The 25,434-nt window shown below is 56.6% G+C and carries 28 protein-coding genes; 15 read left to right on the top strand and 13 right to left on the bottom strand.

Annotated elements, in window-relative coordinates; translation table 11 throughout:
- The first annotated feature begins 316 nt into the window (after positions 1 to 316).
- Complete coding sequence (locus tag BFP90_RS12635) at positions 317 to 937, top strand: LysE family translocator (protein WP_065896851.1); 621 nt, start codon at positions 317 to 319, stop codon at positions 935 to 937.
- Positions 938 to 980: 43 nt separating this feature from the next.
- Here the strand turns inward: BFP90_RS12635 and BFP90_RS12630 are convergent, their stop codons facing one another.
- Positions 981 to 2,195 (bottom strand): aldose 1-epimerase family protein, encoded by a 1,215-nt coding sequence (locus BFP90_RS12630; protein ID WP_065896850.1) that lies wholly within the window; start codon positions 2,193 to 2,195, stop codon positions 981 to 983.
- A 339-nt stretch (positions 2,196 to 2,534) separates the two neighbouring features.
- Here BFP90_RS12630 and BFP90_RS12625 point away from each other — a divergent pair, with 339 nt between their 5' ends.
- A complete protein-coding gene (locus BFP90_RS12625) occupies positions 2,535 to 2,915 on the top strand; it encodes a hypothetical protein (RefSeq protein ID WP_065896849.1) in 381 nt (126 codons plus the stop codon).
- Between the two features lie 523 nt (positions 2,916 to 3,438).
- On the opposite strand, the gene BFP90_RS12620 is transcribed toward BFP90_RS12625, so the two are convergent.
- On the bottom strand, positions 3,439 to 3,870 hold the full coding sequence (locus BFP90_RS12620; RefSeq protein WP_065896848.1) for a bleomycin resistance protein: 432 nt from the start codon (positions 3,868 to 3,870) through the stop codon (positions 3,439 to 3,441).
- A 222-nt stretch (positions 3,871 to 4,092) separates the two neighbouring features.
- On the opposite strand from BFP90_RS12620, the gene BFP90_RS12615 reads away from it, so the two are divergent.
- The 3 genes from BFP90_RS12615 (at position 4,093) to BFP90_RS12605 (ending at position 5,846) form a co-directional block, all read left to right on the top strand.
- A complete protein-coding gene (locus tag BFP90_RS12615) occupies positions 4,093 to 4,563 on the top strand; it encodes a hypothetical protein (protein ID WP_065896847.1) in 471 nt (156 codons plus the stop codon).
- Positions 4,564 to 4,654: 91 nt separating this feature from the next.
- Positions 4,655 to 4,933, top strand: a complete 279-nt coding sequence (locus BFP90_RS12610; RefSeq protein WP_065896846.1) for a hypothetical protein — start codon at positions 4,655 to 4,657, stop codon at positions 4,931 to 4,933.
- A 355-nt stretch (positions 4,934 to 5,288) separates the two neighbouring features.
- Positions 5,289 to 5,846, top strand: a complete 558-nt coding sequence (locus BFP90_RS12605; RefSeq protein WP_065896845.1) for a hypothetical protein — start codon at positions 5,289 to 5,291, stop codon at positions 5,844 to 5,846.
- Between the two features lie 75 nt (positions 5,847 to 5,921).
- Here the strand turns inward: BFP90_RS12605 and BFP90_RS12600 are convergent, their stop codons facing one another.
- From BFP90_RS12600 to BFP90_RS12575, 7 genes are all read right to left on the bottom strand, one after another.
- The gene (locus BFP90_RS12600; RefSeq protein WP_057725804.1) at positions 5,922 to 6,140 is read right to left on the bottom strand and encodes a hypothetical protein; all 219 of its coding nucleotides are present in this window, start codon (positions 6,138 to 6,140) and stop codon (positions 5,922 to 5,924) included.
- A 145-nt stretch (positions 6,141 to 6,285) separates the two neighbouring features.
- Entirely contained in the window at positions 6,286 to 6,753 is a 468-nt protein-coding gene (locus BFP90_RS12595; protein WP_065896844.1) for a DUF1203 domain-containing protein, read from the bottom strand.
- A gap of 644 nt (positions 6,754 to 7,397) precedes the next feature.
- Entirely contained in the window at positions 7,398 to 7,865 is a 468-nt protein-coding gene (locus BFP90_RS29180) for a hypothetical protein (RefSeq protein ID WP_241150054.1), read from the bottom strand.
- Positions 7,866 to 7,946: 81 nt separating this feature from the next.
- Positions 7,947 to 8,384, bottom strand: coding sequence for a GNAT family N-acetyltransferase (locus BFP90_RS27380; protein WP_083203234.1), 438 nt, complete (start codon positions 8,382 to 8,384; stop codon positions 7,947 to 7,949).
- 173 nt (positions 8,385 to 8,557) lie between these two features.
- On the bottom strand, positions 8,558 to 9,016 hold the full coding sequence (locus BFP90_RS12585; protein ID WP_065896843.1) for a GNAT family N-acetyltransferase: 459 nt from the start codon (positions 9,014 to 9,016) through the stop codon (positions 8,558 to 8,560).
- Positions 9,017 to 9,203: 187 nt separating this feature from the next.
- Positions 9,204 to 9,725: a DUF2846 domain-containing protein gene (locus tag BFP90_RS12580; protein ID WP_065896842.1), complete on the bottom strand. Its 522-nt coding sequence runs from the start codon at positions 9,723 to 9,725 to the stop codon at positions 9,204 to 9,206.
- Between the two features lie 65 nt (positions 9,726 to 9,790).
- Positions 9,791 to 10,393 carry a hypothetical protein gene (locus BFP90_RS12575; protein WP_065896841.1) on the bottom strand — a complete coding sequence of 201 codons (603 nt, stop codon included), beginning with the start codon at positions 10,391 to 10,393 and terminating at the stop codon, positions 9,791 to 9,793.
- 495 nt (positions 10,394 to 10,888) lie between these two features.
- On the opposite strand from BFP90_RS12575, the gene BFP90_RS12570 reads away from it, so the two are divergent.
- From BFP90_RS12570 to BFP90_RS29175, 3 genes are all read left to right on the top strand, one after another.
- Positions 10,889 to 11,122: a DUF6124 family protein gene (locus tag BFP90_RS12570; RefSeq protein WP_065896840.1), complete on the top strand. Its 234-nt coding sequence runs from the start codon at positions 10,889 to 10,891 to the stop codon at positions 11,120 to 11,122.
- 768 nt (positions 11,123 to 11,890) lie between these two features.
- Entirely contained in the window at positions 11,891 to 12,445 is a 555-nt protein-coding gene (locus BFP90_RS12560) for a hypothetical protein (RefSeq protein ID WP_065896838.1), read from the top strand.
- A 277-nt stretch (positions 12,446 to 12,722) separates the two neighbouring features.
- On the top strand, positions 12,723 to 13,262 hold the full coding sequence (locus tag BFP90_RS29175) for an AAA family ATPase (RefSeq protein WP_065937448.1): 540 nt from the start codon (positions 12,723 to 12,725) through the stop codon (positions 13,260 to 13,262).
- Here the strand turns inward: BFP90_RS29175 and BFP90_RS12555 are convergent.
- Positions 13,167 to 13,883, bottom strand: coding sequence for a GNAT family N-acetyltransferase (locus BFP90_RS12555; protein WP_256097472.1), 717 nt, complete (start codon positions 13,881 to 13,883; stop codon positions 13,167 to 13,169). The two genes, BFP90_RS29175 and BFP90_RS12555, sit on opposite strands and share 96 nt — an antisense overlap.
- 119 nt (positions 13,884 to 14,002) lie before the next feature.
- Here BFP90_RS12555 and BFP90_RS12550 point away from each other — a divergent pair, with 119 nt between their 5' ends.
- Entirely contained in the window at positions 14,003 to 14,485 is a 483-nt protein-coding gene (locus tag BFP90_RS12550) for a GNAT family N-acetyltransferase (RefSeq protein ID WP_065896837.1), read from the top strand.
- A gap of 701 nt (positions 14,486 to 15,186) precedes the next feature.
- Entirely contained in the window at positions 15,187 to 16,002 is an 816-nt protein-coding gene (locus BFP90_RS12545) for a hypothetical protein (protein WP_065896836.1), read from the top strand.
- Positions 16,003 to 16,084: 82 nt separating this feature from the next.
- Here BFP90_RS12545 and BFP90_RS12540 read toward each other — a convergent pair whose 3' ends face one another.
- Positions 16,085 to 16,633 (bottom strand): hypothetical protein, encoded by a 549-nt coding sequence (locus tag BFP90_RS12540; RefSeq protein WP_065893226.1) that lies wholly within the window; start codon positions 16,631 to 16,633, stop codon positions 16,085 to 16,087.
- Positions 16,634 to 16,782: 149 nt separating this feature from the next.
- The gene (locus BFP90_RS12535) at positions 16,783 to 17,676 is read right to left on the bottom strand and encodes a LysR family transcriptional regulator (protein WP_065896835.1); all 894 of its coding nucleotides are present in this window, start codon (positions 17,674 to 17,676) and stop codon (positions 16,783 to 16,785) included.
- A gap of 94 nt (positions 17,677 to 17,770) precedes the next feature.
- Here BFP90_RS12535 and BFP90_RS12530 point away from each other — a divergent pair, with 94 nt between their 5' ends.
- The 5 genes from BFP90_RS12530 to BFP90_RS12510 all read left to right on the top strand — a co-directional run bounded on the left by BFP90_RS12530 (position 17,771) and on the right by BFP90_RS12510 (position 22,754).
- Positions 17,771 to 18,976: an MFS transporter gene (locus BFP90_RS12530; RefSeq protein ID WP_065896834.1), complete on the top strand. Its 1,206-nt coding sequence runs from the start codon at positions 17,771 to 17,773 to the stop codon at positions 18,974 to 18,976.
- Between the two features lie 16 nt (positions 18,977 to 18,992).
- Positions 18,993 to 19,379, top strand: a complete 387-nt coding sequence (locus tag BFP90_RS12525) for an ester cyclase (RefSeq protein ID WP_065896833.1) — start codon at positions 18,993 to 18,995, stop codon at positions 19,377 to 19,379.
- A 69-nt stretch (positions 19,380 to 19,448) separates the two neighbouring features.
- Positions 19,449 to 19,931, top strand: a complete 483-nt coding sequence (locus tag BFP90_RS12520; RefSeq protein ID WP_065896832.1) for a VOC family protein — start codon at positions 19,449 to 19,451, stop codon at positions 19,929 to 19,931.
- Positions 19,932 to 20,214: 283 nt separating this feature from the next.
- On the top strand, positions 20,215 to 21,591 hold the full coding sequence (locus BFP90_RS12515; RefSeq protein WP_065896831.1) for a pyridoxal-phosphate dependent enzyme: 1,377 nt from the start codon (positions 20,215 to 20,217) through the stop codon (positions 21,589 to 21,591).
- A complete protein-coding gene (locus BFP90_RS12510) occupies positions 21,588 to 22,754 on the top strand; it encodes a cystathionine gamma-synthase (protein WP_065896830.1) in 1,167 nt (388 codons plus the stop codon). Before BFP90_RS12515 ends, BFP90_RS12510 begins: the two co-directional genes overlap by 4 nt.
- 414 nt (positions 22,755 to 23,168) lie before the next feature.
- On the opposite strand, the gene BFP90_RS12505 is transcribed toward BFP90_RS12510, so the two are convergent.
- Positions 23,169 to 25,367 carry an OsmC domain/YcaO domain-containing protein gene (locus BFP90_RS12505; protein ID WP_065896829.1) on the bottom strand — a complete coding sequence of 733 codons (2,199 nt, stop codon included), beginning with the start codon at positions 25,365 to 25,367 and terminating at the stop codon, positions 23,169 to 23,171.
- Positions 25,368 to 25,434 lie beyond the last annotated feature (67 nt).

Here is a 25,434-nt window from a genome sequence, read left to right as displayed (position 1 = left end):
GCTCGGTGTGCCCGAACGCAGGCTTGAATCCGTGGGCCGCCGCAATGGGCCATCCTTGGCCCAGTGCGGCGGCCCACGGATTCAAGCCTGCGTTCGGCCAGCGTGGTTTAACGGGGCGCTTAGATCTAAAGCCAGATCAAGAGCGACTCGCTTCGCATCGTGGTTACGGTTGAGCGCTAAAGAGTTGTATAGATACCTATGCCTATACGGCAAGCCAAATGCACGCATTGAACATCCATCGCGCTTGAGTGGATTGCCGCACCGCCCCGACAGCCCTTATTCTCGACACTCCCGCCCAACCCAATCCAGAGCCGCCATGGACCTTCCCACCCTCGCCCTCTTCCTGCCCGCCTGTTTCGCCCTGAACATGGCACCCGGCCCCAATAACCTGCTGTCGGTGAGCAACGCCACCCGTTACGGCTACCGCACCTCCTGCCTCGCCGGTATCGGCCGCTTGCTGGCCTTCGCCGGCATGATCGCCCTCGCCTCCGCCGGGCTGGCGGTGGTGCTGCAAACGTCGGAATTGTTGTTCTACGGGATCAAGCTGCTCGGCGCGGCGTATCTGTTTTACCTGGCCTATCAGCTGTGGCGGGCAGACCCGCAGGCAGAAGCGGACATCGCCGCCAACAAGGTGGGCTTATGGGCCCTGGCACGGCAGGAGTTTCTGGTGGCGGCGGGCAACCCCAAAGCCATCCTGATCTTCACCGCCTTCCTGCCGCAGTTCGTGGTGCCCGGGCAACCCATCACCGCGCAATTCGCTTTGTTGGGCGCGATGTTCCTGGCACTGGAATGGATCGCCATCAGCGCCTACGCCTACATGGGCCTGCACATGCGCCGCTGGTTTGCCGAGCCGAGCGGCAAACGGATCTTCAATCGTTGCTGCGCGGGGCTGTTGTCGGCGGCGGCCACGGTTTTGTTGACGGCGCGTCGGGCGTGAACCCCGCGCCTGCCTGCGCAAGCAGTGCAGGCGCCCGACCGCGCTACTCCTTGGTCAAATCAACCAACGGCGTCTGCCGAACCTCAGTTTCCCGCCCGGCCTGAATTTCGCTGACCTGCTTCAAGGCCTTGTCCACAGCCGCCTTATCCGCCAGCAAGCTGTAGCTGATGCGGAACTGCTTGTGTGCCTTGGGCTCGATGGTGGGTACCAGGTTCAGTGGCCGCTGATAACGGCGGTTGTAGGAAAAACTCGTGCCCGGCTCCAGCCCCGTGACATAGCCCTGCCCTTGGGTATCGGTGTTCTTCCACAGAGAAAATACCGGCAGCGTTTGCGTATTGAAACCGACCGACACGCCCAGGCTGCCGGCCTTGTTATGCAGCACGGTCAAGGTATCGCCCTTGGCATCGGCATAGGGCACTACGTTGTACACGGTTTCGTCATAGTCCTTGGTGGGTGCGCGGTAGGTTTGCCAGTCGGCCAATTCGCCCTTGGCCTTATCGTTGAACGGCGACACCTGCTTCACCGGCGCGGCGAACCGCGCGCCCTGCTCCAGGAACGGGGTGCTGAAGTTACTGTGATACAGCGCCTGGTATTCCTTCGCATAGTCACCGTTGTTGGTCAGCGTGTCGTTGAGCGCGAACACAACGCTGCCGGGCTCGGTGACCAGTTCGGTCGCCACGGAAAAATCGACCTTCTTGAACGCCTGCTCTTTCAGCTCACCGCGCAGAGTGATGGCGTACGGCGGTTTTTCATCGATGTGCAGGGTGACTTTATTCGCAGGAATATTCGCGGCCCGACCATGCAGGGTCAGCAATTCGCCATTGTCGATGCCGGGGTGACCGACCCATTCGTAGCCGCAACGGGTGACCAGCTCGTTGAAACCCTCCAACCAACCCAGCCCACCGCGACCATTGAGCTCGATGAAGGAAGGATTGACCACCTCCTTGACCGGCGAATCCCATCCCATGCGCACATCGCCGACCGAAGCCTGCAACACGTTCATACCGCGAGTCGGCACCACCGAGAGCTTCATCGTGCCGTTATCGATGTCGACAATACTCACCCCCTCCTGCCGACCACCGTGCAAGGTGCGCAGTGTCACGCTGAAGGGTTTGTCGGTTTGCACGCCCAGTTGCTGGCTGGTGACCTGCCAATTCTGCGCGGCCTTGTCAGTGTCGAGGAGGACGTAATCCCAGGCCATGGCGTGGGAAGCGGCAGAGAGTGCGCTGAGGGCGACAACGAGTTTGAGTGGGGTCATGGCGGTAGCCTTTTTTGGAGTTGTGTGCGTTTTATAGACTCGATGAAACGTTTCAGCAAGCTTAAAAGGCGGGATAGCGTGCGTAGATGTAAAAAGGGAGTTGGAGGAAGTTGGAAAATCGAGTCGGTGGTGTTGCAAGCAGGTGCGACCAAGAAAAGCAGGTTGAGCGGTGTGAGCTTCGGCATATTCGTGTTGAGAACACTGCCCTTTTGGGGGGAGGTGAAAACCGGCTGAGTTGTGCTTTCGGGCGTTGCGCTGTTGATGCGGGCAAGCTTGAGTCGGCTGAATTGCAATATCGTAGGCTGTGCCATTTACTAATTGGAATAGGAGAACAGTGCGATGGACATGAGCGGTGGTGGAGAAATCATGACCTACGTGAATGGAGCAATAGCGTTAGTGGCGTTGTGCTTGAGCATACGTAACCGAAAAACTCAGAAAGCGATGTATCGGCTGACCCGGTCCACGCACTGGAGCAGCACGAACGATTTTCATGTGATCAGCGCCGAGCAACTAGATGACTCGGTTTTAGTTAAGTTGGTTTTCTTCAACCCCGGGTCGGTGTCAGCAGTGATACAAAGCTTAGCTGTTTACGAAATCCCCCGCCCAATCTGCTGGTTGCCACGCCGATTTGATTGGTTACGCAGGAAACGTCTAGAACTTGCAAAATGGTGGCCCACCACAGACGAAGAGGAAAAAATACCTCGCTTATTTGCAGAGTGATATCAGGAGCTGATGGTTAAAGAAAGTCGAGTGATACTGGTGAGGCTCCCTGGGATGATCAATCGGCTTACCCATGCGTTTGAACTGAAAACCAATCATGGTGTTATCACGACGTGGTATGCCCTTGATTTCATAGAAAAGGGATTTGCCTTTCAATCCCATCGAAATTTCAAATACTGATAAACGGGGGGCCGTATTTGCTTGGGAAGGCTGCCGTGTCGATGGTTATAAATGCGTGTATGAAGTGAGGAATTTAACTTGCGGGGCGCTGAGTATTAGTTAGTTTGCTAGAAGCAGTCTGCACACTAAGGTCCACCCCTGGTCGATACCCGACAAGTTCATAGTTTTGTACAAACGTATACAAACGTACAAACGGAGTCAGACCACCAATATATAGAGTGTGGTCTGACCCTGATCCCCCTGATTTCCTGATTAGTAATGGTCTGCACCCCATAGTCTTCTTCATACACACAAATCGCGCCCGCAGGTTCTTCGTCCTGCGGACGTTAGGCCTGGTCCAGGTTCAGCTTAAGTACGCTGGTCGCTCGCCCAACCGCTCTACCAATCTTACGAGATAACCGTCGGCATCCTGGACGATGAATTCTCGCTGTCCTACTTCTACATCTTCAGCCCGATACCAGGTGTCTTTGCATTCTCGATAGGGCACATATCCAGCCTCATCAAGTTTTCGGATGATGGGGGCGACAGCCTCAACATCAATCTGCAGGTTCATGCCTCTTCCAAACGGCCTGGTCAACGGCGCCGTCAACCATTGACCCGCGTCCGAATCAATCTGTTCAAGCATTACTTGAGCACCGTTCAAATCAAGATATGCAAATTTATCTTCCGGGCGTTGATAAACCACTTTGAACCCTAGGCAAGAAACCCAAAAAGCCAAGCTACTCTCCAGGTTGGTTACCATTAACTCCGGAACCAGTTTGTTACGTTCGAACATGAGATGACTTCCATTTCATAAGGCGTATTTTTTTTGCAGACGGGAGGTTTCTGCGTTTACGACTTCCATGCCACGATGGGGTCGTGGCGAGCATGATGATGCATGGTCGGGCAGGAATCGACTCCAATCGGCCATAACCAGCCCGTGGCGATCAGAAACATTTGACGACAACGCGTCGTTCTCCCACTCTGATTGCCCCCTGTTTATTCACTAGGCTTCGATATGTCATTCGCAACCGTAGTGCTGCTCGACCGCTGGCCACAGCCAAGTACGTCGCCCGAACCCGTCGTGTTTGCCACCGACACGCAGCTATGTGTACGGTATTGCGCCGCTGGGGAACAAATAGTTGTAATCCATTTCCCCCTGGTTAAAAAAATTCAGTTCGGCGCCCCAAACGACGAGGCTTTGGGGGGGCATCCGCTTATTAGACTTGGCCTCAAGCATTACCAAATTCATCGAATAGATAATTCGCCTTGGCTAGCAGAGCTTGAGCAGAGAAACGCCATTCATCCGCGACACAATAAACAGCGGTTTCTAGAAAATGCCATCCATTATATCTTTACGTTTCAAGACTCTACCCTGGAATGCATAGTAATTGAGGGGGAGTTCTGGCATCCAAAAGTACAAGTTTTTACTTCGGAACAGAAGGCCAGGGACGTCTGGTGCGAACTGATAAATAACATAGACGCTTGATCCCAATCGTCACTTTTGACTGACCGAGCGTTCGTTTATGTAACCTTACGAATTCACTAGCACTCTCGCTTCTAGAATACGAGATCACTTTATGCAAACTGACCAAACCAGGCTACTCGCGCTCGCACTGCTTGAGATCAGGACATTGCTTGCCGATTATTTGGGCACAGATGTAGATGCTTCCATGAGCGTCCGTGTCGCGGCGCATATGGCTTACGCGCTCCACAATGAGGCGGAGGCCGCATACAACAACGCAGACTTTCAGATCGCCAATGTAAGCTTTAAAATCGCTGCAATCGATCAGATTCTTGGTGTCACTGACGGTGCCGCATTGTTGAGCAAATTTAACTTGGATAAAAGGCCGCGTTAGCGGAGGGCGGGTGCCGTTGCCCCATACCCTCATGGCGACAGCGGCGAGTCGTCCCTGCAACTGCCCGGGCGACATTCCGAACACTCTGTCGGGGTTATCGAGCGACCTCACATCCAGTTGATAAGCATGCGTCACGCTCCCGATGGCAGGGTCCAGAAACCCGGCGGCGATCAGTTCGCGGGCTCGCATTGGATTGGGGCAAAGAAAGCATCGCCGCGGCCTTTTCTCTCTCCCGATGTGTCGCGCGTACAGCCTGCCCTGTTATTCTGATTCAGCAATATGGTGTGTAGATAATATGCTATACGGTATTAAGTCACAGGAATGTCGGCTAATTGATAGTTAGGGAAAGCTGAGTATGCGTCGCTTAAAAGCCAATGGGTTGGTGTTTGTCAGCATTGCGATATTCTGTTCCGGCTGCACATCTTATTCGTCCCAGCCGACAATCCACGAACCCGCTGAACCCGAGACACAAGAAATCATCTCCAGCTTCAGTTACGCAATAAACTCCCCATGGAAAAACAGTCGCTTCGGTAAGGGCGCATACGCAGCGACACTCAAGGTTGTTCCCGATGCACGGGATACGGGCTCCAGCCTCGCCGCCCCAACCCTGCCGGCGTTAGAAATCAAGATCTCGGAGTTCTCATCTGGCGGCGCTTGCGGACAAGATTACCTGACGGGCTTGAGTCTGGGTTTGATCCCCAGTTGGTGTACGCGGACTAACCTTTTCAAGTTTGATTTTATATTGAATAAGGGTCAGCGCTTTTGCAGGCAGAAAACCTACACGATAAACTCTACGTCGTTTTCACATCTCACGTTGATTCCATTTGCACTATTCAATACGGACAATCAGCCATTTAAGCTCTATCAGGCGGCGCTTAAAGATTTTCTTCGAATAGGTCAATGTGCGCGTTGAGACGCATGTTAACAGGCTTTGGGGCGTTCGAAATTTATCTCAAGTGAGCGGCAGCTTTTGGCCGATAGCTGTCACTCACTCTAGATGAAAAAGCCTCAAGATCAAGCCCGACGCTTTCTCGCCGTCTGCCTCATAAAGGCTGCGCAATGCAGCCTGATCAGTGAGTTTGTGCAATTTGAAGTGGTTATAGAACGCTTGGCCCAGTCGCTGCTGCTCGAAGCTTCCCAGGCTCCACAACCGCGCGAACTCCTCATAAGCGGCGCGTTCGATCTGCAACGACGAATCGTTTTCCATTCTCGGGCAACCATCAGCAAGGAGACCGAAACGTACCAACTCGCTATCGATCTTTCAAGTTCGCCTGTTCCACGCAGACATTCAGTTTTCGGCCAATAGGGACCAGAAAAGTAAAAAAAGGAGCTAGCCACCAAGACTGCGGCGACTACGCCCTATCTATTCTCCCGGAGTAACAACCCTGCTTGGCATTGTGAACGTGAATGTAACTAACCTCTGGGTCGGCAAACATCCGAGTAACAACTGGCTCCATTGCTATTCCATCAACGACGTCGGCATTGAGCATCATCCCATCATCAGCGAATGCGCGAAGTGATAACAAACGGATTCGCATAGACTGGGGTATCTGGTCGACTGCGTCATAAGCTTGCGTGGCCCACTCTCGTATGAAGATAGCGTGTGAGGCACGGTATGGCGTCTCGGCTGATTGAGAGAGATGGTTGAGTAAAAGCACACTCTGACCTAGCTCTGCATCCTTTATTTCGATACGGTCAGGAAAGCCTGGGTTTCTGTCAACGATGTAACGCTTTATCCCGAGAGAGGCTAGCTCTTTGTCGGGCAACCCAAACAGCGACTGGAATGGCTCGGGGGAAAGGCCAGTTATACGAAATGCCATGGTTAAACTCCTATTGGTTGGAGTCGTATCAGGCTGGAATTCGTACAGCACTACTATCCGTTTCTTGCGGCCTTATTCAAGCTGAGCGAGACTGACTGCTTAGGGTCGAAAGCGGTCGTCAGTGAGCAGCAGCTATCGGCCAGAAGCAGACGGACCGTGAATGTCAGAAAGCGACCGGTGCCTGACCGACCCGAAGAATCAGCGCCTAGTCACCGGACGCACTGATCAGGGTGTCGTCAGTTACCGAAAGTGCGTGAGTCTGGAGGGAATCGCATAGCTCTGACAGAAGTCCTTGAACGACGCTGAAGGATAAATCGGACTAACAAGCGCCGAACTTAAGTGATAAATGGATGGACGTGAACGGCTTTCCTGAAAAGCTGCCCTCAATTGTGAAGGACTCGTCCTTCACAAACACCCCTTGGATGCACCCGGGAGAACCAGCTTAAGGACCTGAGGACCAATCCTTCATCCCCGATATCCAGAACTTCATCGACGTTTGCCAAATTATCAGTGCGGGAGCCTACCGGCTTTAAGATGATGATGTCATAGCTCATACGTTTTCCTGTGGCCCATCCCCCACGTGCGCTTCATCTCACTCGTTAGAGGGGATAAGCAAGTGACCGAAAAAGGTAGACTTGTCGCTGCTAGTCCCAGTCCATTTTAATGTTCTCCTGTTTTCGGAACGCGTCCAGCACGCTCTGGAACTGGGAGCGTTCGAAAGTCAGGCTCGGTATTGAGTCGTACCAATCAACAGCAGGGGATTGCAGCGTAATTAAATCCTTCAGCAAGCCAAATCGGCGCCACTGGACATAGTGCTCACCGGCATGCTGCTCAGCGACTATGACGGTACAAGTCAGATCCAAGTCATCAGAGCAAACAAGTAGTGGAACCAAGGTCCGCCAGCCCGGCGCTGTTGAGTAAATCCGGTCCCATACCAAACAGGTGTCTTTATCGCTGTACAAGCCTGAATGAGCGGCTACCAAGTGTAGCTCAGCTTCTCGATTGTGCCGAGGTAGCCAAACCTCCATAGGTACTCCGTCAACGGCAAAGGTCGGATAGAAGCCCAGGCTGTGTTTAGATTTATGGCTTGCAATGGATAGCAGATTATTCATTCTGACCCTCGAATCCCTGAAGTTTACAGAGATTACTTTCCCTAGATGCGGACGGCTTCTAATCGCCGACACCCGGAAAATTCAAAGTTTTGTGATCCGAACGATATGGCTCGCATGAGCATCTTCTATTCGATTGAAGCCGCAGCGCAGGTAAAAAGCGCTCCCCTCCAAGGTATCGGTGTAGAGACGCACACGCTCAAAATGCAACGCGGCGTGGGCAAGCAATGCGTTAACCAATCTGCGGCCAACCTGTTGCCCGCGTGACGCAGGCGCCACATACACACGTCGCAGCCTTCCTGTACGGTCATGGGTGAACGGATCAACCGACAGGCCTCCAATGCCCACAAGTTGCTGGTTCAGATAAGCCGCCATGAGGCATTCGCCAGGCGCATCAAAGCGATGGGTGCCTGATTGCCATTCTGAAGTCAGCCGGGTGAGAAACCTGAAGCCTTCTGCAACTGCCGCTTTTTCCAGGTCGAGGATTTGGGGCGGAAGATGCGTGATCCGTTGAATCTCCATTGAGGTCAATCTTCTCTGATCGGGCACGAAACCCTTCTGAGGTCTCTGGGGATATTGACTTGGGCCGTGGGCACGCCAGTGGCAGCTATCGACCCAGCCGGTGTGAAAACGCAGACGTCAAATCACAGTTTTGCTGCTTATAAAAAGCGGCACACATTTGAAGCCGGCCTTGACTATAAACTCCGTGACATAAGGTATTGCTCTTTCCCCCAAGCCTCAAAGCGCTCCAATACTTTCCAGCCAAGCTTGGTGTAATAACTGCTCTGGTTGTGCGTGTGCAAGTACAAGGTAGTGAACCCAGCGTCTCGTGCATGGACACAGATGCCTTCGATTAACTGCACTGCGAGCCCCCTCTTTCGAGCTTCAGGTGTGACGAACACACACGCAAGCCAAGGACCTAGATCCGGCCGGTCAGACAGATCATTACTGGCAAGCGTAGCGCCACCTAGCAACTGGTCTCTTTCGGTTGCGATCAGACACTTCCAACTGCCATCACGCTGCCCATCGAAGAACTTGTGTTGCCAACTCGAAAGAGATTGCTGCGTAAACTCATAATTGAATTCCCGATAGAGCCATTCGGCCATAACGTCGCACTTGTCCATTTGCTTATCGAGCCAATCCACTCGCAGCATCTGAAACGCTCCTTATATATTCGTCACGCCGGTAGGATTCGGGACAATCATATAGCCGTCTGCCTGCGGCACAGACTATGTCGAAGCCATATCCATACTGGTTTCCCTGCTCACCCTCATACTGGCTTGGCCCAACGTTGCCGGCTGGGCTTGTAATGGACCTGGCCGGAGCATGGGCTACGCATGGTTACGGTGCAGGTGCCGGCAACTTCTGACACCACTTGATAGAACGTAGCGCTTCCTCGGCAGGCACAAGCGCGTAGCGCGAGTAATACATTGTCCCACCGAAACGGCCCTCGTCGATTTCGCCCAAGGTCTGTCCGTCCGTGTAGGCCGAAGTGCTGAGTTGGTCGGCGATGTAATACACCTTTCCATTCTCGACGGTGATATCGAAACGCTTGTTAACCATGCCACTTATTATGGGTGGCGAGGTGGAGGCAACGCTGTGCTTGCCGGCAGGAATGTCGGCTTTGAAAAAACTACCGGAGGGCAAGCTGCCAATGGCGCGACCATCGACCAGAATGGTCGGAGCGACGCCGTTACCGATGCTGGCGGGCGTGCGATAAAAGTACACCATGGCCTCGTCCGGACGGGGTTCTGCCGGTGATGTGAAGAATGGTTGGCCTGTGAGGTCCGGACCGCTGATGCAGCCGGTCAGTGAGGCCAGGCCTGCGAACAGGCCGGCCCAGAAGAGCGTACAGCGCTTCATGGCATGAAATTCCTTGAAAGTGGATCAATGGGCGTCGGGGCCGATGACGGTCACCAGTACCGGATTCAGAGCGTGCACAGCCCTTTACCGAAGTCAGTGGCATCAGAACTCGGCCACGGCGCAAAACCGCTCTTTGCCGTCATATTCACGATATTCCGATCCTTGAGCATCGGGTACTTGCGCTTGAGCGCCTGCACAGTGCTCTCGGCATTGTTCACGTTGGACAGGCAAAAACGCAGGGCATCGGAGCGCAGGTCGCCGATATAGAGAATTTCCCCGGCCTTCACCGAGAAAACCGCAGGCACAGGGCGCGGCATCGATTTTCCCGCGTAATACACGTAATGCCACTGCGTGTACTCATACTCACCAGGCGGCACTTCATACATGAAGTAATGGCCCAGCACAGAGGGTGATGGCTGATCATCTTCATTGCCCAGCGTCGTCAGCCGTATTGCGGTACCGGGGGCTCCTTGTTGCTTGATCTCAACCACCAGCCCATGGGGCTGCATCATCGGAAAACTCTCACCAATCGAACCCACGATGATCGCCTTACTCGGGTCCGGTGCGTGCTTGCCGTCGTAGCGTGACGTCGCGCACCCGGACAGAAGGGTTGCGCAGAGCGCGACCGCGCCCCAGACGAGATATTTACTGCTGACTTTCCCTAGCATTGGTCTTTTTTCCGATCAGTAATCTTGCAGTTTGTAGAGCCCAGCCGAGCGAACCAAACGTTCGTACACCTGGTACTTCGTTGTTGGCTCGGCCGAACCTATTGTCCAGCTACCCGCACCTTGATAACAACCCACTCTTGGCTCATCACCCGCCGCAGAGCAGCGCCTGAAGGCAAAATCCGATTCCCTCGCCGCGGCTTGCTCCATTGCCTACGCGTGCGTCAGAATCCGCCGGCTTGTGTGCTGGGGTGGCCGTCTCTAAGGTGGCTCGGTCGCTGAATTGTTCAGTGATTCGGGTTTAGTAGCCTGAGCTTGGGTATCTATTAGTGCATGAGTTTCATCAGTCAGACAGTGCGTCTGTGCTTGATGGTGGCTGTGCGTAGGGCGTCTTCGGGCGCGCCGGCTTTAGATATCCACCGGTCTACTAACCTGCGTACAGCTGCCACCCACTGTTTAGTAGCGGAAAGGTGGTGGCATCACTCAGGATGTCTACTCATGTCAAAAGCAGATTCAAGTGCCCTCTTCAACGTTGCCCCCAACGCCAGCAACGAAACCCTCATCACCAACAGCTACGAAACCTTCACCAGCGTCAGCACCCTGCTGCTCGACCTGTCCGAAGACCTCAACGGCAAACACCGCGACATCGCCCTCGCCATCCACCAACTGAGCGAACTGGGCGTACTCCTCACCGCCAGACTTCTTGACCGCGAAGCGCCCTGCCCTGGCTGATGATTAACCCTTCGACTCAATAGCTAGATAACTCGCCGCGTCGTCGTAAGCCACGTACAACGACTCGGCGATTTGTGTTTTGATCACCTTGGTGGACTCCAGCCCCAGCACAAAACCCTCTGCGATGACGAAAGCGGCGACTGCTTTCGGCCGATTCTGTTGAAAAAGTCGGTTTTTTCAGAATGCCGTAGGATGGATGGGTGAAAGCGCCTCTTCAGCACGCTTCTACGTGAAATCTCAGCCTGAAAGGCTCTGCGGACATTCAGGATTTCAATCTCCGACGCGTACTTTTCTGCTTTAGAAAACACGGCCGACTTTTTCAACAGAATCGGCCAGAAGCGGTCATTCATGATGCCCAATGCTGGCTATGCCCAAACGTTCATTTTTGTGTGTCGTATTAATTTCCAAAACATCGCATTTATTTCTAAATCCTACAGTATGCCTGGCGATGGGATCGCACCAGCCAAATCTCACGACATTTGACGAAGCGCTACAAACCGAGCCGAAAGCACATTAAAGTGCGCATTGAACCAAAGCGCCATCACGCCGGCGCGCCCACACAACCACAGCAAGGAATAACAACAATGCGAAGGGATAGAGATGACCACCGTGATCGTGGCCGCAGAGAAGACAATGATGAAATCCATCACAATAACGACCACGGCATCAGCCACCCTCAACCGGACTTCGAACACCGCATCGACCGAGGATTTCCTGACGTGGTAGACACACTTCAACCGCCACCACGGCCTGGCAGAGGGGACAGGGATGGCAGCAACAACAACTGAACTTGCAGACCGGTGGTACACCACGCAGTTCAGCGTGCGCCGCTCAATCCGATATCACCAACGTCGCCGTGCGTTCTACGACCGCTTGGACAAGCTCTCCAACATGCTGTCCCTGATATTCGGGTCAGCGGCCATTTATGGTGTGCTGGAAGAGAATGCCAAATCGGTAGCGCTGGTGTCTTCCGCCATCGTCACCATCGTATCGTCCATCAACTTGGTTGTGGGCAGCGCGCAACGGGGCCGCGACCATACCGACTTCATGCGCAAGTACGTTGAATTGGAAAAAAGCATGCTGGGCGTGGAGTGCGAGGACCGCTTACTTCAAGTACAGACCGAGCGTCTGAACATCGAGGCCGAAGAACCACCTGTGATGCACGTCCTCAATGCCATGTGTCACAACGAAATGATGCGGGCCATGGGATTCAAAAAAAAGGAACTGCCAAAAATTGGCTTCTTTCAAGCGTTACTGGCTCAATTGTTCGACTTCCGGGAAAGCAGCATCCAAAACCCCAAGACCAAAAGTAAAACTACCTGAAGTTTAAACCCGATGAAAAGCTGCCAAGTCCCACGCCGCTAACCCTAGCGGCGTGAGCAGCCCGCGCCGCAATTCCACGGCGCTTAGACTGAAGGCACCCCATGCGACCTGACTCACCGCGCGGCATACGCAACTTCAACCCCGGCAAAAATCCCTATGCCCCAGGGATCCGTTGGCAAGCTGCCTGTCATGCTGACCGCTTGTTGTTGACTGAGATAGGCATAGACGTAAAATCGCCCCCCAAAAAAATCAGCTTGCATAGCGAGAAGGAGCTTCGATGCAACGGGTGATGATCGTTGGTCAACCTGGGTCAGGCAAAAGCACTTTGGCGCGTGAGCTTGGTCAGCGCACGGGCTTGCCGGTCGTTCATATCGACACTATCCACTGGAAGCCAGGGTGGATCGAACGAACTCGGGACGAGAAGACCCAGCTTTGTCTCGATGTAGAAGCCCGAGATTGTTGGATATTCGAAGGTGGCCATTCAGCAACTTGGGACAACCGGCTGGCCCGTGCAGATCTTTTGATATGGATTGATCGTTCGGCGACGCTTCGATTCTTGCGCGTACTGCGCAGAACGCTGCTCCAACGCGGTCAGTCTCGGCCTGACTTGCCGGAGAACTGCCCCGAACTGCTGATGAACCTGCCGGAGTTTTTTAGATTCATGTGGCGGACGAAAAAGACAGCGCGAGAAAAGATGCAGCAACTTGTTGCAGCGGCGCCATCATCTTGCCGCGTGGTTTGTCTGCGTTCTGATCGGGATACCGGCATTTTTCTCGCGAACATTGGAAATTCGACTGTCCAGACTCCGCGAAATTGATCGACGGTTGCCCAATTCACTGCGGAAACCGCCGGTTATGAGTGGCCGCTTCTGGCCGGTTTCTACCGTTCGTGAAGGACAACAATCGGCAAACCTGTTACCCAGAGTTAACCCCGGTATCTGGTACACAACCGAATCATATTTCTCCTTCATCCGCCTCTCAATGACGACTCCCCCCAAAGCTTCGGCAATACGTCGACTCGCACGATTCTGCGTCGCAACAGGGTAGATGAAGTGCTTTGCCGCCACCCGCTTGCTAGACCACTGAACAACCGCCCGCACCGCTTCACCACCAAAGCCCAGCCCGTGTTTATCTTCACGGATCCAGATACCCAACTCCGGTGTTTCACTGCCGGTATGGTGCAGCCCGACCAAGCCGGTAAAACGGGCACTCATCAGTTCCCTGACCGTGAACACAATGTCGCTGCCATCCGCTATCGCAGGCAGCCACTGCTCCCAGACTTGCGCGTACTCTTTTAGCGAGGCAGGCGGCTCCCAGGACATGTAGCGAGTCAGAGACGGTGTGAGACAAGGGAAAGACTCAGCAGCGTCCTGCTCGCAGAAGGACTCAATACTAAGGCGTTGCGAGAGAATGCGGATTGGGTGGGTGTCGACTGGCATTGCAATTTCCTTCCTGGGGTCCATTACTCCATTTATGCCGTGAACATACCATGCGGGTCGCTTCATCAGTATCAGGCTCTCTATACTGAGCCCCCAGGATGGTAGTTGGAGCACACCATATGCCCGTCACACCCAATCAAAATTCCCCCATCACTTTGGTCCCCGTTCAACAAAGCGACTTGGATAATCTGGTAGCCATTCGAATTGAGGCCATGCGCGAAAGTCTGGAGCGTGTTGGGCGGTTTGATCCGGTCCGTGCGCGGGAGCGGTTTCTTAGCGGTTTTGAAGCTCGCTGCACACGTTACATCGAGGTATCTGGAGAGAGGGTGGGTTTCGTAGTGGTCAAACATCACCACAATGAACTCTTGCTAGACCACTTGTATGTAGGGCCGAGCGCGCAAGGATCAGGGGTGGGGTCTGCTGTTCTCACGCAGATTTTCAAAGAGGCGGATGCAGCTGCGCTTCCTATTAAAGTGGGTGCTCTCAAGGAAAGCGCTTCCAATCGCTTTTATACCCGCCATGGCTTCCAGTTCATCGAAAGCAGTGAATTCGACAATTATTATGTTCGTCAGAATGTTCCGGCGATTGGCCCAGCCTGCTAGCTGGATATGATGCACCTCGACGTACGCAAGCTCTGCCTTTTCAACAGGCTCGTTTTCAGCTTGGCCAGCCGGGTTCAAGCGCTATAACGCGACCAGGCACCGGCCACCGTCCAACAGAATCAGTTCACAGTCCTGGCCCGCCTTTGGGGTGAAGCGGAAGGTTTGCTGGCAGGGTCAGCAGCAGTGATAAGGACTCTCGCTGCGCAGTTCCTCGCCACTATGGTGATAGCCGGCAGCGGCAACCAGGACCACTGCGCAAGCTATTGAAATTGAAGGGTTGCAGGCTGGATATGCGTTAGTTCCTGCAGGTTGTGAAATCTTTATTCATCCGACATGTCAAAAACAGTAACCCTTGGCTTAAAGAATTCTGGTTGCCTGCCGCTATAAAGGTTGAGTCTTGCTGTTTTTTCTATACAAGACGACGCGCAAGGACAAGAGTCATAGTGATTCTCAAATTAAAGGGATATTTATGAGATTCGCTAAACTGTTCGGGGCAGCAACTCTATTCGCCTCTATGATTGCATCTGCCCAGGCAGGCATAATCGTCACCGTCAAGGTAAAGAACTCTACGACCGGTCCAGCCGCCTACACTTTCGATTATTTTTCAGGGAGTGTAGCCCCTCCCCAAGTACGATTCTGCCGTCTGCAACGACCACATTTGCCCTGACCAGTGTGGCGGATACGGTTTATGGAGTATCACCATGGATATGTCGATTAAATCGTATCAAGCAAGTACACAGGCAAAAGTGTCTACACAAGAGAAGCCGCCTTCGTCCAACCCTGTAAATTTACCTTCAGGGGATGCCACCCCCAAGACGACGGAAACCATCACAATCTCCGATTCTGCACGGGCACTTTACGCATTAAGTAACGCTGATGACAAACAAGCCTCTATGTCCAATAGGGATTTAAAAGGACAATATGCAAAAGCTCAGAGCGATGTGTACAATTTCGGGCAGCGGATTGCTGGCGGGAATCTTAATAATGAGGATCTACTTCCCAAAACAGACGACCCTGCCCGTTTGGCGTTAGGTCAGCAGTCACTGGATTACGCAATTGGGCTTTCTAAGCGCCCCCCCGAAAAACTTCCAAACCCATTTGAAGGTATGGCCCGAAACGGGCTAAGCAATATTGTTTATGATGATTCAGGAACCTATACGGATGCAGAACGATATGCCGCTTATGGGGAGCTTAGTAAGCAAGATGAAACCTATTTTTCCAAGTTGTATGCCAATATAACAAACGGCGGTGACAACAGTGAAATCTTCAAAGGCATCATGGACTATTTCGATGATCTTCCAGCGGTCGAGAAAGCGGCATACCCTGATGGCTTTAGGGACAGTATAAAAAGTCTTTACCAAGAGCAGTTAGGACAATCGGGGCCGCTCGCCCTGCTCAGGCAATCGACTGAAAATAACTCTGATAAATTCTCCCCGAGCTTCTTTAACAAGGAACAATCACCGGACCAGATGTTACAAGCGGTCTTGGAAAAAGCGATTGCTCTTTCGACGGTCTGACCAGTTCAAAGCAACCAACGCCCCAAAGCCCCTCAGCTGGCCAGAAGCCGCCCGTTACTGTAATGAGTACGGGCGTACTGAACTAAAAAACATCCATCGCTCTACAGAGCCCTGCCTTCTCAACCGTCTCGTTTTCCGGTTTCCCCGTTGCATTCAAGCGTTGCAACGCGACCAGGCACTGGCCGCTCTCCAACAGGATCAGCTCATAGTCCTCACCCACCTGCGGGGTGAAACGAAAGCTTTGCCGGCAACTATAGGAATAGCCGCCGGAGGCGTAGCCTTCACTCTGGAAGTTCATCGCGAAAGGTTTGCCCGCCGGCACTTTCAACTCGGTACGCGCCAGCGCTTGCCCTTCCACTCGGCGGTTGCTCTCGGGCATGCCCAGGCTGCGACCATTATTTTGATCGGCAAAGCCGGATTCGGACACGGCCATCACCCCGGCGCCGGGAACGCGCCAGTCGATGCAGTCGCGGCCCGGCACGCCACGCGCCATGCCATTGGTGATGATACGCAAGCGCGCGGTATCACCTGAGGCGGGTTCAACATAGGCCGTGGAGTAAGCACGGATGTTGGAAATATTGCCGCAGCCGCTCATGGCTAAGGCCAGGCCTGCGATCAGAAACGTTCTCATGAAAATCCCTTTTTTATGGTTCAACGGCAGTGATATGGACTTTCACTGCGCAGTTCTTCGCCGGCCCTGGCGTCACGAATGATCACCGTAGCCCCCGGCCTTACCGACATATACCAACTATCCGCTAAGCGATACAGCCAGGGATATCGTCACCCCCCATGCCGCTCCACCAAAAAATCCACAAACGCCCTCACCCGCGCCGGCATCGCCGTGCCGCCCACAAACACCGCATGAATCGGCTCCACATCCCCCGGGTTATAAGCCTCCAGCAACGGTACCAGGTCGCCGCGTTCAAGATCCTGCGCCACGCTGAACGTCCCTACCCGCGCAATTCCCGCCCCCAGCTTCGCCAATTGCGCCAAGGCCTCGCCGCTGTTCCCTTCAATCGTTCCCGCCACCTTCAGCGAAAACTCCCGCCCGTCCATGCGAAACGGCCAGTCGGGAGCCGCCCGACGGAAGTTGAAGCGCAGGCAGTTGTGCTCAAGTAGATCATGCGGTGTCACCGGGGTGCCGTGCCGGGCCAGGTAGTCCGGGGAAGCGACGATGACTTGGCCGGTTGAGCCGATGTGCCGGGCGGTCAAGGGGCTGTCGGGGAGTGGGCCGAAGCGGATGGCCACGTCTGCCTGGCCGCTGAGGATGTCCACCACTTCATCGCCGAGCATCAGGTCGACCACGATGGCGGGATAGCGGGAGCTGAAGGCGGCGATCAGTGGGACGATGGTCATGCGGCCATGGGCCAGTGCTGCGCTGACTCGCAGGCGGCCGCGTGGGGTGCCCTGGTCGGTGATGGCGTCTTCGACTTCGGCCATGTCCGCGAGGATGCGCCGGGCGCCGCGCAGGTAGGCTTCGCCTTCGGCGGTGAAGGTGATGGCGCGGGTGGTGCGCAGCAGTAGCCGGGTGCCGATGCGCTGTTCGGTGCGGGTGATGATGCGGCTGATGGACGAAGGCGTCAGCCCCAGGGCGCGCGCCGCGCCGGACAGGCTGCCGTGTTCGGCGACCAGGGTGAACACTTCCATCTCGCCGGAGCGGCCGCCCATGTCCATTTTTGCCTCCTGCGCAAAGGTGTAGTTCCCCATCGAGGGCTACTGCTTTAAAAGCCTGGATTGTAGCATTCGGCACACAGATGAGGAGTCACCCATGCGTATCAATCCACCCCTTGTAGCGTTGTCCGTCGGTGCCTTTGGCATCGGGGTCACAGAGTTTGCACCCATGGGCATGTTGCCCGGTATTGCCGCCGATCTTGGCGTTTCCATTCCCGCCGCCGGGCTGTTGGTGAGTGCCTACGCCATGGGCGTGTTGATTGGCGCCCCGATCATGACGCTGGCGACGGCCAGGGTGCCGCGCCGCTATCTGCTGATCGGGCTGATGGCGATTTTCACCTTGGGTAATTTGCTGTCGGCGCTGGCGACCAATTACCAGACCTTGATGATTGCCAGGCTGGTGACGTCGCTCAATCACGGAGCGTTCTTCGGCATTGGCGCGATCGTGGCGGCGAGTGTGGTAGCGCCGGAAAAACGCGCGGGTGCGGTCGCGGCGATGTTTCTGGGGCTGACCCTGGCCACCATCGGGGGCGTGCCGCTGGCGACCTGGTTTGGTGAGAACTTTGGCTGGCGCACGGCATTCTGGGGCATCAGCGGGCTGGGTGCGGTGGTGATGGCGGCGCTATGGTGGGCATTGCCGAATGCGCCCGCGCCGAAAGGCGGCAGCCTGATGGCGGAGATTCGTGTGCTGCGTCGCGGGCCGGTGCTGGCCGCATTGGCGCTGACGGTGGTGGGCTCCAGTGCAATGTTTACGGTATTCACTTACATCGCGCCGATTTTGCGGGATGTCACCCACGCATCGACTAACTTCGTCACTGGCATGCTCGTGCTGTTCGGTATCGGGCTGACCCTGGGCAACGTGTGGGGCGGCAAGTCTGCGGACCGCTCGGTGGACCGCACGCTCATCACATCGCTGGTGGTGCTGATCGCCGTGCTGCTGGCTTTCTCGGTGCTGATGCAATGGCCGCTGCCTGCCGCACTGTCGATCCTGCTGTGGGGCGCCGCCAGCTTTGCCCTGGTGCCGCCGTTGCAGATGCGCGTGATGGAAGCGGCTAAAGCTGCACCCAACCTGGCCTCGGCGATGAACATCGGTGCCTTCAATTTCGGCAACGCGATTGGCGCGGCAGTGGGCGGCGCGGTGATCAACGCCGGGCTCGGCTATCCGGCCATTTCCCTGGCCGGTGCGTTGATGGCAGGGCTGGGTTTGCTGATGGTGCTGGGGTTGGGCTGGCGTTCGCGGCGTAAGGGTTCAGGCACTTGCGCAGGCGTCCATTTGCCGACGATAGTGGATGAGCGCGTTTAACCGAAGAGAGTAGCCCATGACCCGCGACCCACTCGCCAGCTTCTACAAACGCTATATCGATTGTCTGAATCGCCAGGATTGGCAGCACCTGGGTGATTTTGTCCACTCCGATGTCACCTACAACGCAAGCCCGGTCGGCCTGGAGGGGTACCGGGCGATGCTGGAGCGGGACTTCCGGGAAATTCCCGACCTGGTGTTCCGCATTCAGTTGCTGGTTGCCGACCCGCCGACGGTCGCCAGTCGGCTGAACTTTCGGGTCAGCCCCAGGGGTGAATTTTTCGGGCTGCCGATCAATGGCAAGACGGTGGTGTTCGACGAGAACGTGTTCTATGAATGCGTCGACGGGAAATTCGCTCGCGTCTGGTCGGTGATTGACAAGGCCGCGATCGCCGAGCAGTTGTGACGGGAACAGGCGCCGACAAGGCGGGACCATAGTCTAGACTTCACACTCCTATCAAGTCGGGAGTCTGCAATGAACAACAAAAATACCGTCTGCCTCTGGTACAACGGCGATGCGTTGGAGGCGGCAAACTTCTACGCCCAATCGTTTCCGAATAGCGAGGTGAAGGCGGTGCACCTTGCACCCGGCGACTACCCAGCCGGCAAACAAGGCGATGTACTGACGGTGGATTTCACGGTTCTGGGGACCCCCTGCGTAGGCCTCAATGGCGGCCCGATGTTCAAGCACAGTGAAGCGTTTTCCTTTCAGGTGTCGACGGATGACCAGGAGGAAACTGACCGGTTGTGGCATGCCATCATCGACAACGGTGGGCAGGCAAGCGCGTGCGGTTGGTGCAAGGACAAGTGGGGGTTGTCGTGGCAGATCTCGCCGCGGGTGCTGGTTGATGCGGTCACCAGTAAAGACCCGGGCGTCGCCAGGCGTGCGTTCGAGGCGATGATGACCATGACCAGAATTGACATTGCCGCCATCGAAGCGGCCATTGCCAGGCGCTGATTTTTGTGGGAGCGCACGAGCTTTAGCGAGGCCGCGATTGCGGTGGGTCAGGAACATAGATGCCAGCGGTGCCGCCGCCATCGCGGCATCGCCAAGGCTCGGGCGCTCCCACAGTTGATCTGCATCGCAATCGCGATTTTGCGCTGCCCCATCGCCCATGCGCCAAAAAAAGTCATGCATCGGACCGCCCGGTTGCGGGCCTGGCGATAGCGGCCTATGTTTCAAGCCATGCTGTGATTTGCTGTGCCCCGCCCTGTGCCCATCCCGCAACCCAGGTGACGACATGCCTACCCTCTCCCGCCCCGCCGTACTTGAACTGATCGGTAACACGCCGCTGGTCAAGGTCAGCCGCTTCGACACCGGCCCCTGTACGCTGTTTCTCAAGCTTGAATCGCAAAACCCCGGTGGTTCCATCAAGGACCGTATCGGCCTGGCCATGATCGACGCCGCCGAGCGCGACGGCCGCCTGCTCCCTGGCGGCACCATTATCGAAGCCACCGCCGGCAACACCGGCCTGGGCCTGGCGCTGGTCGGTCGGGCCAAGGGCTATCGGGTGGTGCTGGTGGTGCCGGACAAAATGTCCACGGAAAAAGTGCTGCACCTCAAGGCCATGGGCGCCGAGGTGCATATCACCCGCTCCGATGTGGGCAAGGGGCATCCCGAGTATTACCAGGACGTGGCCGCGCGCCTGGCCAAGGATATTCCGGGCTCGTTCTTTGCCGACCAGTTCAACAACCCCGCCAACCCGCTGGCCCATGAAACCAGCACCGCACCGGAGATCTGGGCGCAGACCCAGCATGATGTCGATGCGATTGTGGTGGGCGTCGGCTCGGCCGGCACCCTCACCGGCCTGACACGTTTCTTCAAGCGCGTGCAGCCCGAACTGGCCATGGTGCTCGCCGACCCGGTGGGTTCGGTGATGGCCGAGTACAGCCGCAGCGGTCGGCTTGAAACTCCTGGTTCCTGGGCCGTGGAAGGCATCGGTGAGGATTTCATTCCGTCGATTGCCGACCTGTCCAGCGTGCGCCACGCCTACTCCATCAGCGATGAAGAAAGCTTCGACCATGCCCGCCAACTGCTCAAGGCCGAAGGCATTCTTGGCGGCTCTTCCACCGGTACCCTGCTCGCCGCCGCGCTGCGCTATTGCCGCGAGCAAACCGAGCCCAAGCGCGTGGTGACGTTCGTGTGCGACACCGGCACGCGCTACCTGTCCAAGGTCTACAACGACCAATGGATGAACGACGCCGGGCTGTTGCAGTACAAGCACTACGGCGACCTGCGCGACCTGATCGCCCGCCGTTTCGAAGATGGCCGGGTGATCAGCGTCAGCCCCGACGACACCCTGCTCACCGCCTTCCAGCGCATGCGCCTGGCGGATGTCTCGCAACTGCCGGTATTGATCGACGGCAAGCAACTGGCGGGCGTTATCGATGAATCCGACCTGCTGCTGGGCCTGCATCAGGACGCCACGCACTTTTCCATGAGCGTGGCCAGCGCCATGACCCGCACCCCGCACACCCTGGCCCCCGGCGCCAGCCTGGCCGAACTGCAGGCGGAACTGGATCGCGGCCTGGTCGCAATCATTGCCGACGCCTCGGGCTTCCATGGCCTGATCACCCGCGTCGACCTGCTCAACCATTTACGGAGATCCCTTGCATGAGCCAGTCCGATAAAAGCGCGTTTGCCACCCGTGTGATCCATGCCGGACAGTCCCCCGACCCGACCACGGGCGCGCTGATGCCGCCGATCTATGCCAACTCCACCTACCTGCAAGACAGCCCTGGCGTGCACAAAGGCTTTGACTACGGGCGCTCCCACAACCCCACGCGCTTTGCGCTGGAGCGTTGCGTGGCCGACCTTGAAGGCGGCACTCAGGCCTTCGCGTTTGCCTCCGGGCTGGCGGCGATTTCCACGGTGCTGGAGTTGCTTGATGCCGGTGCGCATATCGTCTCCGGCAATGACCTGTATGGCGGCACCTTCCGCCTGTTCGACAAGGTGCGCCAGCGCAGTGCCGGGCACCGGTTCAGCTACGTAGACTTGAGTGACGTGTCGGCCTTCGAAGCGGCGCTGCAAGACGACACGCGCATGGTCTGGGTCGAAACGCCGAGCAACCCGCTGCTCAGCCTCACCGACCTCAGCGCCATTGCCCGCGTGTGCCGTGCGCGCGGCATTCTGTGCGTGGCCGACAACACCTTCGCCAGCCCGTGGATCCAGCGCCCGCTGGAGCTGGGGTGCGATATCGTCGTGCACTCCACCACCAAGTACCTGAACGGCCACTCGGACGTGATCGGCGGCATCGCCGTTGTTGGCGACAACCCGGAATTGGCCGAACGCCTGGGCTTTCTGCAAAATTCGGTGGGCGCCATCGCCGGGCCCTTCGATGCATTCCTGACCCTGCGCGGCGTGAAAACCCTGGCCCTGCGCATGGAGCGCCATTGCAGCAACGCGCTGGAACTGGCGACCTGGCTGGAACAGCAGCCGCAGGTGGCGCGGGTGTACTACCCAGGCCTTGAATCCCACCCGCAGCACGAGTTGGCCAAACGGCAGATGCGCGGGTTTGGCGGGATGATTTCGGTGGACCTGAACAGCGACCTGGCGGGCGCCACACGCTTTCTGGAAAACGTAAAAATCTTCGCCCTGGCCGAGAGCCTGGGTGGCGTGGAAAGCCTGATCGAACACCCGGCGATCATGACCCACGCGAGCATCCCGGCGGCAACGCGGGCGCAGTTGGGGATTGGGGATGGGTTGGTGCGCTTGTCGGTGGGGGTTGAAGATGTAGAGGATTTGCGCGCAGATCTGGCCCAGGCCCTGGCACACATCTAACCTCAAACACCAATCAAACTGTGAGAGGGGGCTTGCCCCCTCCCACACGGGTTGTGCTAATCAACTGAGGTTAGGCGGCGCAGGCAAATCTGGCCCCAGGCCCTGGCAAACATCTAACCTCAAACACCAATCAAACTGTGGGAGGGGGCTTGCCCCCGATGGCGGTGTATCAGCCAGCTTATTGGCAACTGATCCACCGCTATGGGGGCAAGCCCCCTCCCACACGGGTTGTGCTAATCAACTGAGGTTAGGCGGCGCAGGCAAATCTGGCCCCAGGCCCTGGCACACATCTAAAGTCAGAAATCGATCAAATGTGGGAGGGGGCTTGCCCCCGATGGCGGTATGTCAGCCAGCTTATTGGCCACTGACCCACCGTTATCGGGAGCAAGCCCCCTCCCACATTGGTTGTGCTAATCAGGCCTGGGTGATGTTGGCCCGTGCGCTGTGCAGTTTCTTGTAGCTGTCGATCAAGCGCAAATGCCGGTCCAGCCCTTCCAGCTTCGTGCTGGTCGGTGTCAGCCCGTAGAAGCGCACACTGCCCTCGACCGAGCCGATCACTGCGTCCATGCGCTCATTGCCGAACATGCGCCGGAAGTTGGCTTCGTAGTCGGCCAGCTCCAGGTCGTCGTCCAGTTCCATTTCCAGCACCGCATTCATCGCCTGGTAGAACAGCCCACGCTCGACGGTGTTGTCGTTGTACTGCAGGAACATTTCCACGCATTCCTTGGCCTCTTCATACTGCTTCAACGCCAGGAAGATCAGCAGTTTCAATTCCAGGATGGTCAGTTGGCCCCACGCGGTGTTGTCGTCGAATTCGATGCCGATCAGGGTGGTGATATCGGTGTAGTCGTCCAGCTCGCTTTCGATCAGGCGCTCGACCAAGGCCTGCAACGCGTCCTCATCAAGGCGGTGCAGGTTGAGGATGTCTTCGCGGAAGAACAGCGCCTTGTTGGTGTTGTCCCAGATCAGGTCGTCCACCGGGTAGATTTCCGAATAATCCGGCACCAGGATGCGGCAGGCGGTAGCGCCCAGGTGTTGGTAGACCGCCATGTACGACTCTTTGCCCATGCCTTCCAGGATACCGAACAGCGTCGCGGCTTCCTGGGCATTGGAGTCTTCGCCGTGGCCGGAGAAGTCCCACTCGACGAATTCGTAGTCCGACCGGGCGCTGAAGAAGCGCCACGACACCACACCGCTGGAGTCGATAAAGTGCTCGACGAAGTTGTTCGGCTCGGTGACCGCCTGGCCTTCGAAGGTCGGCTGCGGCAAGTCGTTCAGGCCTTCGAAGCTGCGGCCTTGCAGCAGTTCGGTGAGGCTGCGCTCGAGCGCCACTTCAAAGCTTGGGTGCGCGCCGAACGAGGCGAATACACCGCCGGTGCGCGGGTTCATCAGGGTCACGCACATCACCGGGAATTCACCGCCCAGGGACGCATCCTTGACCAGCACCGGGAAGCCCTGGGCCTCCAGGCCTTCGATACCGGCGAGGATGCCAGGGTATTTGGCCAACACGTCGGCGGGTACGTCCGGCAGGGCAAATTCGCCTTCGATGATTTCGCGCTTCACCGCCCGCTCGAAAATCTCCGACAGGCACTGCACCTGGGCTTCGGCCAAGGTGTTGCCGGCGCTCATGCCGTTGCTCAGGTAGAGGTTTTCGATCAGGTTGGAGGGGAAATACACCACCTCGCCATCGGACTGACGCACAAACGGCAGCGAGACAATGCCCCGCGCTTCGTTACCCGAGTTGGTGTCGAACAGGTGCGAACCGCGCAGCTCGCCTTCGCGGTCGTAGACCTTGCGGCAGTAGGCGTCGAGGATCTCACTCGGCAGCTCGTCGTTCGGACCCGGCTGGAACCAGCGCTCATCCGGGTAATGCACGAACGGTGCATTGGCCAGCTCTTCGCCCCAGAACTGATCGTTGTAGAAGAAGTTGCAGTTGAGCCGCTCGATAAACTCGCCCAGTGCCGACGCCAGCGCGCCCTCCTTCGTCGCGCCCTTGCCGTTGGTAAAACACATCGGCGAGTGGGCATCGCGCACATGCAGCGACCAGACGTTGGGCACGATGTTGCGCCACGAGGCGATCTCGATCTTCATGCCCAGGCCCGCCAGGATCGCCGACATATTGGCGATGGTCTGCTCCAGCGGCAGGTCCTTGCCTGCGATGTAGGTGCCCGCCTCCGACGTCGAGTTGGGCATCAACAGCGCCTGGGCGTCGGCGTCGAGGTTGTCCACTTGCTCGATCACAAACTCAGGCCCGGCCTGCACTACTTTTTTCACGGTGCAACGGTCGATGGAACGCAGGATGCCTTGACGGTCCTTGTCGGAAATGTCCGCCGGCAGCTCGACCTGGATCTTGAAGATCTGGTTGTAGCGGTTTTCCGGGTCGACGATGTTGTTCTGCGACAGGCGAATATTGTCCGTGGGGATATTGCGCGTGGCGCAGTACAGCTTCACGAAGTACGCCGCACACAACGCCGACGAAGCCAGGAAATAATCGAATGGCCCCGGCGCCGAACCGTCGCCCTTGTAGCGAATCGGCTGGTCGGCAATCACCGTGAAATCATCGAACTTGGCTTCAAGCCGAAGGTTGTCGAGAAAGTTGACCTTAATTTCCATGCGGGCACACCAGAATAACGGGCTAAACAAAATGGCCGCCATTATGAAGATTTTCGCCGGGAAGTCG

The organism is Pseudomonas sp. 24 E 13 (assembly GCF_900004715.1).
GTDB classification, from domain to species: domain Bacteria; phylum Pseudomonadota; class Gammaproteobacteria; order Pseudomonadales; family Pseudomonadaceae; genus Aquipseudomonas; species Aquipseudomonas orientalis_A.
This window is presented reverse-complemented; position numbering and strand designations above follow the sequence as displayed.